The following is a 7,521-nucleotide window of genomic DNA, read 5'->3' as shown; positions in this document are numbered from 1 at the left end:
TCAAAGTCCTTTATGCTTCGTTAGATGCTTTCAAAATAGAATCACTATTCGCTTCAATCATCTGCCTTGCCTACAGCACTTTGAACTCCCGCTGAAAGATCACATATTTAATAGGATTGGTATTATTGGAAAGGGGTTGGTTAAGATTGCTCTTCTACTTGAATTTGGCCCACTAATAAAACAGGAGATGCGTCAATTTCATCGGCATTCATCATTGTGGCAATCCGTTCAACTGCTGACAATAACTGACTTTGTTCCCACTCTTCCAAGTTTTGATAACGCATAATAAAATGTTCTTGTAACGGTTTAGGTGCGCTACTTAATAACGTTTTACCTGCATCACTTAACGATAAATGTACTTTACGCTTGTCGGTTTCACTGCGTGTTCTGATGACTAAGTTTCTTTTTTCGAGTCGATCAATAATTGTCGTCACAGTAGCGGCACTTAAATTAATTTCTTGTGCGATTTGTTTGGCCAGTGGCGCATCAAGTTGATCCACTTTTTGTATGACCATTAATTGTGGTCCAGTAAGACCCGATAGTTTATTTAATTGACGCGAATGTATATCAATGGCTCTGATCACTCGACGCAATGAAATTAATAGTTGCTCGTATTTTTCCATAATCCCCTCATTATTCATCAGGCACGATAACAGATTTAAGCTAATGACTCATGCTCAACATAAAAAAAACAGAATAATGTCCATGACATTATTCTGTTTAGTTATTTTATCGGCAATATTAGCTTATAAACTAAACGTTCGCGATACCGATAATACAGCGCGAGTATCGCTGGTGTCATAGTCCATGTTGGTATCTTCTACGGCTACGTTAAAATCAAAACCTTCCCAGCTTGTCATGTATTCAGCACGATAGTGGTTGTAAGCGTCATCGTCACCCCATGGCCACTTGTCTTCATCTAACGAGGTTGAACGGTCGACACTTACACGTATGTCATGCCCTTCTGCAATCGTAAAGGTATGTGCCGCCATCACAATATAATGGCCTGCATCAAGACCGAAATAGTCCCATGTGTACCAAAAGTTTAATTCACTTTGACCAAGTGATGAAGCATAACCAAACTTGGTGTACAACTCTGGATAGTAGTACTCATCTGAAGCATCGTCACCATGGTAAGTGTAATATGCTATACCGGCATCAACAGAGACCCTGTCAGTAAGCTCAAAATACTTACCAGCATAAAAATCAAGCTCTAGCCAAGTATCATCAGCGCTACCAAAATCAACGTTCGACGCCCAAGCCCCCACATACCAACCATCATCTGCAGCATAATCAAGGCTTGCTTGTAATGCTGGGCCACTATCTGTTTGGCTCACACCATTAAAGGTGTAGTCAGATGTAGCATTAATCGTAGTACTCAATTCACCTGCCATTACTGAAGAAGGTAAAGCAAATAATCCTATTAGGGCTAACTTTTTCACTGTTGTGTTCATCATGATTCCTTGAGTCTTTATTATTTATTTAGTCTGCTAATTCGATTTTAGTGAAATCGATTTTATTTTCTTTTGGAGAGCGTTCAATATCACTCACCTGTTGGTAATGCGATTTTAATATGTAACCGAAGCACGTTAATATTAAGGCAATTGCTAATGCTCCCACCCATTGGATTTGGAGAAAATCAAGCTTAAAGAGTAAGGTTAGGCCACTTAGTACAGCAACATTACCAACAATATAAGGGATTTTGCCAAGACGCTTAACGGTGAGGTTTAAGTTATCTGTGTATAAACGCACCAATGAATCAAGCGAATTAATAACAAATGTGATACCGACAATCACCATTGCAAGATTATAGAATCCACTAGTATCAATACCGTTTGCACTGTAGTAATAGAGTACAGTAAACCAAATTGCGATTGGAATTGAAGGGAATACCATCATGGCAATTAATACTTGATACGTTTTCATGCCACCAACAAAACGTGCTGTAAATTGACCAATCATAATGCTCCAAGCAAACCACCAGAATAGGTAAAATTCATGATAATCGTTTATTGGAAGCACAAAGTTATGGATGTTACCGAAGTAGTCACCGATTAATGCAAATGTCGTAAAGAATTCACCTACACTTGAGCCATCGGATAAGAATGCACCAGACCACATAACAGCAATCAATCCCAAGAATAACCATGTGCTGCCTAAACTAAGGTAGCGAACATAGCGAATACTCGTGCTTGAATACACTGCTGCGGCAATCACTAAAAATACAATTAAGTAGAAGCTGCTGACAACCGTTTCGCCATCACCTAATTGTGGTAAATACCACGGCAAATTTGTTAACAATAAATACGCAGTAAAGGCACAAGTACCAATAATCACCACATTATTAATAAACTTAATTAATGGAATTTCAAAATATTTTACTCTTGGTTCAATCACGCAGAAGTAAAAACAGGTTAAAAAGTAAAATGCCCATATTAGACATGCCCAAAAACCGAATTCAATCGCCAACGGATTACTGAACCCATACTCTGGACTTGCCACTAAGTCTGCATAACCGGCAAATTCAGTTAAGGGAAACATGATTAAACCGACATCAAGCCCGGAAGTGAACAAAATGGCAATAAAGGTAAATTTACGCACCGGTGTGACACCAATGCATTCCATGTTACCCCAACGATAAATCACAAATGCGATAGCGGCAAAAGTGAATAAAATGCCTATTGATAACCAAGTCGTCATTATTTAACTCCTTGGCAAATAGTGTGTGCAAACATAATGTTGGCTCCTTGTTGTATGTTTTTAATGCCATAGAACAATTTTTAAAGGCAAAATGCCCTCAAGCCTTAAGTATCGTACTGACGATAGTTAAATCCTGATAGATTGAACGTGGCTAAATTGGTCATTTACAAATCGTAGGTTGACCATCAACCTGTTGTTGATGTGTACCAATGGATACACATCAACTAATTACGGTTAATCAAGTTGTCTTTTGGGGGCTTGTAATCGTTGTGATGTTTGCCATTGTTCTGCAACGGTTACTTTTGCTGTATTTGGCGAAAGTGGCTTATTCCCCAAAATAATATCGGCAGCGCGCTCGGCGACCATTATCGTCGGGGAGTTCAAATTGCCATTTGGAATGGTCGGAAAAATTGACGAATCAACTACTCGTAAACCATTAATACCATGTACTTTTGTTTCCGAGTCGACAACCGCCATCTCATCTTCCCCCATCTTGCATGAGCAAGAAGGGTGGTAAGCGCTTTCTACTGAACTTCTAACAAAACGGTCTATTTCTTCATTGGTCTGTATTGCTAAGCCTGGTTGAATTTCTTCACCACGATATTCATCTAAACCCGGTTGATTAATAATTTCACGGGTTAAACGAACACACGCTCTAAAGCCTTCAATATCATCTTGATGCGATAAATAATTGAACTGAATTTGTGGGGCAACCTTGGCATCATTTGATACAACCGTTACTGCGCCTCGGCTTTTAGGTTTATTGTGGCCAATATGAACTTGGAAACCATGGCCAGCAAACGCTTCTTTTCCGTCGTAACGAATGGCAGCAGGTAAGAAGTGGTACTGTAAATCAGGCCACTCTAAGCCCGCTTTTGAGCGGATAAAACCACACGATTCAAAATGGTTAGTTGCGCCCAAACCTGACTTATTTAAAATCCAGCGAGCACCAATAAACAATTTGTTTAACGGATCAATTTTGCCATTAAGCGAAATCGGCTTTAAGCACTTAAATTGGAAGTAAAACTCCAAGTGATCTTGCAGATTCTGACCAACACCGGGTAATTGATGTACTTGTTCAATGCCTGCGTTAGCTAACGTGGTTGAATCGCCAATACCCGACAGTTGTAAAATATGCGGTGAACCAATTGAGCCTGCAGATAAAATCACTTCTTGATTGCAGTTAACATCAATTAACTTGCTTTTACGTTCGTAACGAACGCCGACAGCCGTTTTGCCTTGCATAATCACTTTATGTACAAGTGCATGAGTAACCACGGTTAAATTCGGGCGTTTCATTGCTGGGCGAAGGTACGCATTTGCCGTAGACCAACGCACACCGTTTTTAACGGTCATGTGCATTGGGCCAAAGCCTTCTTGCTGGCTGGCATTGTAATCATCAGTGGCTAGGTAGCCGGCATCGACACCAGCATCAACAAAAGCTTGATATAACGGGTTTTTCATTTCATTACCGTTATTAACCGCTAATGGCCCCTTATCACCACGATAATCATTTCCGCCAAAAGACCATGTTTCAGCTTTTTTAAAGTAAGGTAGGCAGTGAGCATAATCCCAATCTTTTGCACCGGCCTGTTGCCACTCGTCAAAATCACGCGCATGACCACGTACGTAGACCATGCCATTGATTGATGATGAACCGCCTAACACTTTGCCACGCGGGCAATGCATACGGCGATTGTCCAAATGTGGTTCGGCCTGTGTTTCAAACTGCCATGCATACTTTTTAGTATTCATTGGAATTGAAAGGGCTGTTGGCATTTGGATAAAAATGCTCTTGTCGCTGCCACCGGTTTCAAGTATCAGAACTTTATTGTCTGGATTTTCCGTTAAGCGGTTGGCTAATACACAACCTGCGCTACCGGCACCAACAATAATATAATCGTATTCATGGGACATTTGCGTAGACATTAATTGGGTCACTCCTAAAATGGGCTTTCAAGTGACTGCATACCAACGTAAACAGCTTTTATTTGGGTGTATGCTTTTAATGTTTCAGAGCCATTCTCACGACCAATACCAGACATCTTGTAACCACCAACCGGCATTTCTGCAGGAGAGGCGCCATAAGCATTTATCCAACAAATTCCGGCTTGCATTTGATGAATAACGCGATGCGCGCGGGTAATGTCTTGCGTAAATACCCCCGCGGCTAAGCCTAGGTGAGTGCTATTGGCGCGGTTAACAACTTCATCTTCATCTGCAAAGGTAAAGACTGACATCACAGGGCCAAATATTTCTTCTTTCGAAATCGTCATCTCATCGGTACAATCGGTAAACACAGTCGGTGCAACAAAAAAACCATTCGGTGCATTGTCAGGCGTTAATGCTGTTCCGCCGGTTAATAAGGTGGCGCCTTCTTTTTTCCCGATTTCAATGTAGTCGAGTACTTTTTGTTGATGGTCGCGTGAAATTAACGCACCAAAATTAGTGTCAGGGTGCATTGGGTCACCGCAAACGATGTTTTGTTCAGTACGTTCTTTTAATCGTTCAATAAAGCGTGGATAAATCTCTTGTTGCACAAAAACGCGAGTACCATTGGTACACACTTCACCTTGAGTATAGAAATTCGCTAGCATTGCTGCTGACACTGCATTTTCAATATCGGCATCGTTAAAGATAATCAATGGCGACTTTCCGCCCAGTTCCATGGTCACTTCTTTTAGTGAGCCCGCAGCAGCAGCCATCACTTTTTTACCTGTTCCGACTTCACCTGTAAATGACACTTTAGCGATATCTTCGTTGGTGGTTAACCATGCACCAACTCTACCGTCACCTTGAACAACGTTAAACACGCCATCTGGCACACCCGCTTGAGTGAATACTTCAGCTAAACGTATTGCGCCACGAGGGGTTTCTTCTGAAGGTTTAAAAATCATCACATTTCCGCAAGCAAGTGCTGGAGCCGCTTTCCAACAAGCAATTTGTAGCGGGTAGTTCCATGCGCCAATACCAGCACAAATACCTAATGGTTCACGACGAGTATAATAAAAATCAGCTCCAACAGGTTGCTGATTACCTTCAATGCTTGGGGCGAGTCCGGCAAAGAACTCAATTGAGTCTGCGCCAGTAACGATATCGACAACCGAGGCTTCTTGCCATGGTTTACCAGTATCCAATACTTCGCCAGCGGCAAGGTCATCATTTTGTTCGCGCAATAGGGCAACGGCTTTTAGTAATATACGACTACGTTCTATTGGGGCCATCGCGGACCAAATGGCAAAACCTGCTTTGGCACTTTCTATAGCAGCTTTCTGCACAGACTCTGTTGCCACCTCAACTAAATAACTCACTTCTCCTGTAGCAGGATTGATCACTTCAAATGTTTCGCCGCTACCATTTGACAGATATTTGCCATGAACATAATTTTGATAAACAATTTGGGATGACATTAATTAACTCCGTTGTGCACGATCACTGCTTCTATAAAGGCTTTAGACAATATTTGGGCTTGCTTAAAATCTTCTGTTGGGGTGGTACTCAGCGCACTACGTAACCAAAACCCATCAATCACTGCTGCGGTTTGTTTAGCGGCATTGACTGCTGCGGCATTGGGTAATAATTGTTTAAACGAGAAAAGTAGGTTGCTGTATAACCGCTGACTATTAATGTTCTGTAATCTTGCTAGTCCAGGATCGTGCATCGCTTGAGACCAGAAGCTTAACCATGTTTTTGTTGCAGCTGTTGAACGTTGTAATTCGGTGAAATTTGCTTCCACAATCATCGAAAGCCGTTCTATTGGGGTCAATTTTTTACCCAATGTTTTAGCCAGTAATGCGTGCTTTAATTCTTCTAATAGATATTTCTGCGTAGCTTCAATTAACCCTTGTTTACCACCAAAATAGTGGCTGATGATCCCTGATGACATGCCCGCCAAACCACTAATGGTATTAATCGTGGTGTTCTGTAACCCATGACGTTCGACTGACATTAGCGTGGCTTCTATCAGCTGTTGTTGTCTGACGTTTTTCATTATAGGTCTTGACATAAATGGCTTCCGTTATCAGTCTTAAGAGTTATTAATTGAACGCTCAATTAATAACGATACTAATGATTAGTGCTGTAATTATCAAGCGATAACTTGATATAGATCATGGCGCAAGCATTATTAAATGGGGTAGGCGGCATAAGGGGTGGTGTAACTTACTGTTTTAAAAGAGGTGTTAAATTTGTTATGTCAAGGTAGGGATATTACTGGTGGTAGGATGATTTTGCCTAAAACGATTACAGCTGCATCTATTTTTTGGCGCTATAAACAGGATGTATTTTGGGGATATGGCTTTATGGTGAATTATTCCGCACATTTATAGCCTCAACATTTATGTTGTTCGGCTGAATATTTCAGTATTAGCGCTAAAAAATTGCGTATTATCCAAAGGAGAAGTGTTCATTAATACGCTTACATATGTTTAATGAATTACTCATTGCTTAGCCGTGTGGATCCATCAATAATTTAAGATAAAGCGTAACCACGATATAACCTTGAAACTATATTCATTATGATATCAGTGCAATTTGACAAGAGAGAGATTGATGAATGCTTCAATGATGATGTGGAGTGTATTATTTGGCGCCATTGGTATGGGGTATTTTGTTTATGGCAAACGTCAACGCGCAATAGTTCCTCTGTGTATTGGTTTAGCGTTAATTGTGTTTCCTTATTTTGTCGCCAGCGTTACCTGTTCTGGTCAACTCCAACCGGACACTTTTCTAAAAGATATTTCAAAATCTATCGGTGACTGATCAGCATTTGCCGAGTGCAGTCGCTCTAGATTGTAATATTTCATATATTTAGCTACATCA

7 protein-coding genes are annotated in these 7,521 nt (G+C 40.8%); 1 reads left to right on the top strand and 6 read right to left on the bottom strand.

What is annotated here, in order from left to right; translation table 11 throughout:
• Positions 1–140: 140 nt before the first annotated feature.
• From ACWXWT_RS19335 to betI, 6 genes are all read right to left on the bottom strand, one after another.
• On the bottom strand, positions 141–623 hold the full coding sequence (locus ACWXWT_RS19335; protein ID WP_456043202.1) for a MarR family winged helix-turn-helix transcriptional regulator: 483 nt from the start codon (positions 621–623) through the stop codon (positions 141–143).
• 123 nt (positions 624–746) lie between these two features.
• Complete coding sequence (locus ACWXWT_RS19330; RefSeq protein ID WP_456043204.1) at positions 747–1,454, bottom strand: TorF family putative porin; 708 nt, start codon at positions 1,452–1,454, stop codon at positions 747–749.
• A gap of 28 nt (positions 1,455–1,482) precedes the next feature.
• Positions 1,483–2,700, bottom strand: a complete 1,218-nt coding sequence (locus ACWXWT_RS19325) for a BCCT family transporter (protein ID WP_456043201.1) — start codon at positions 2,698–2,700, stop codon at positions 1,483–1,485.
• Between the two features lie 234 nt (positions 2,701–2,934).
• Positions 2,935–4,617: a choline dehydrogenase gene (betA, locus tag ACWXWT_RS19320; RefSeq protein ID WP_456043203.1), complete on the bottom strand. Its 1,683-nt coding sequence runs from the start codon at positions 4,615–4,617 to the stop codon at positions 2,935–2,937.
• Between the two features lie 26 nt (positions 4,618–4,643).
• Complete coding sequence (gene betB / locus ACWXWT_RS19315) at positions 4,644–6,110, bottom strand: betaine-aldehyde dehydrogenase (protein WP_456043200.1); 1,467 nt, start codon at positions 6,108–6,110, stop codon at positions 4,644–4,646.
• Positions 6,110–6,706, bottom strand: coding sequence for a transcriptional regulator BetI (betI, locus tag ACWXWT_RS19310; RefSeq protein WP_456043199.1), 597 nt, complete (start codon positions 6,704–6,706; stop codon positions 6,110–6,112). The genes betB and betI overlap by 1 nt, the downstream gene beginning before the upstream one ends.
• Positions 6,707–7,251: 545 nt before the next feature.
• Between betI and ACWXWT_RS19305 the strand changes: the two genes are divergently transcribed.
• Positions 7,252–7,461, top strand: coding sequence for a hypothetical protein (locus tag ACWXWT_RS19305; RefSeq protein WP_456043198.1), 210 nt, complete (start codon positions 7,252–7,254; stop codon positions 7,459–7,461).
• The last annotated feature ends 60 nt before the right edge of the window (positions 7,462–7,521 follow it).

The organism is Shewanella sp. A22 (genome assembly GCF_053850585.1).
The sequence above is the reverse complement of the archived record's forward strand: the minus strand, read 5'-3'. Positions and strand labels throughout refer to the sequence as shown.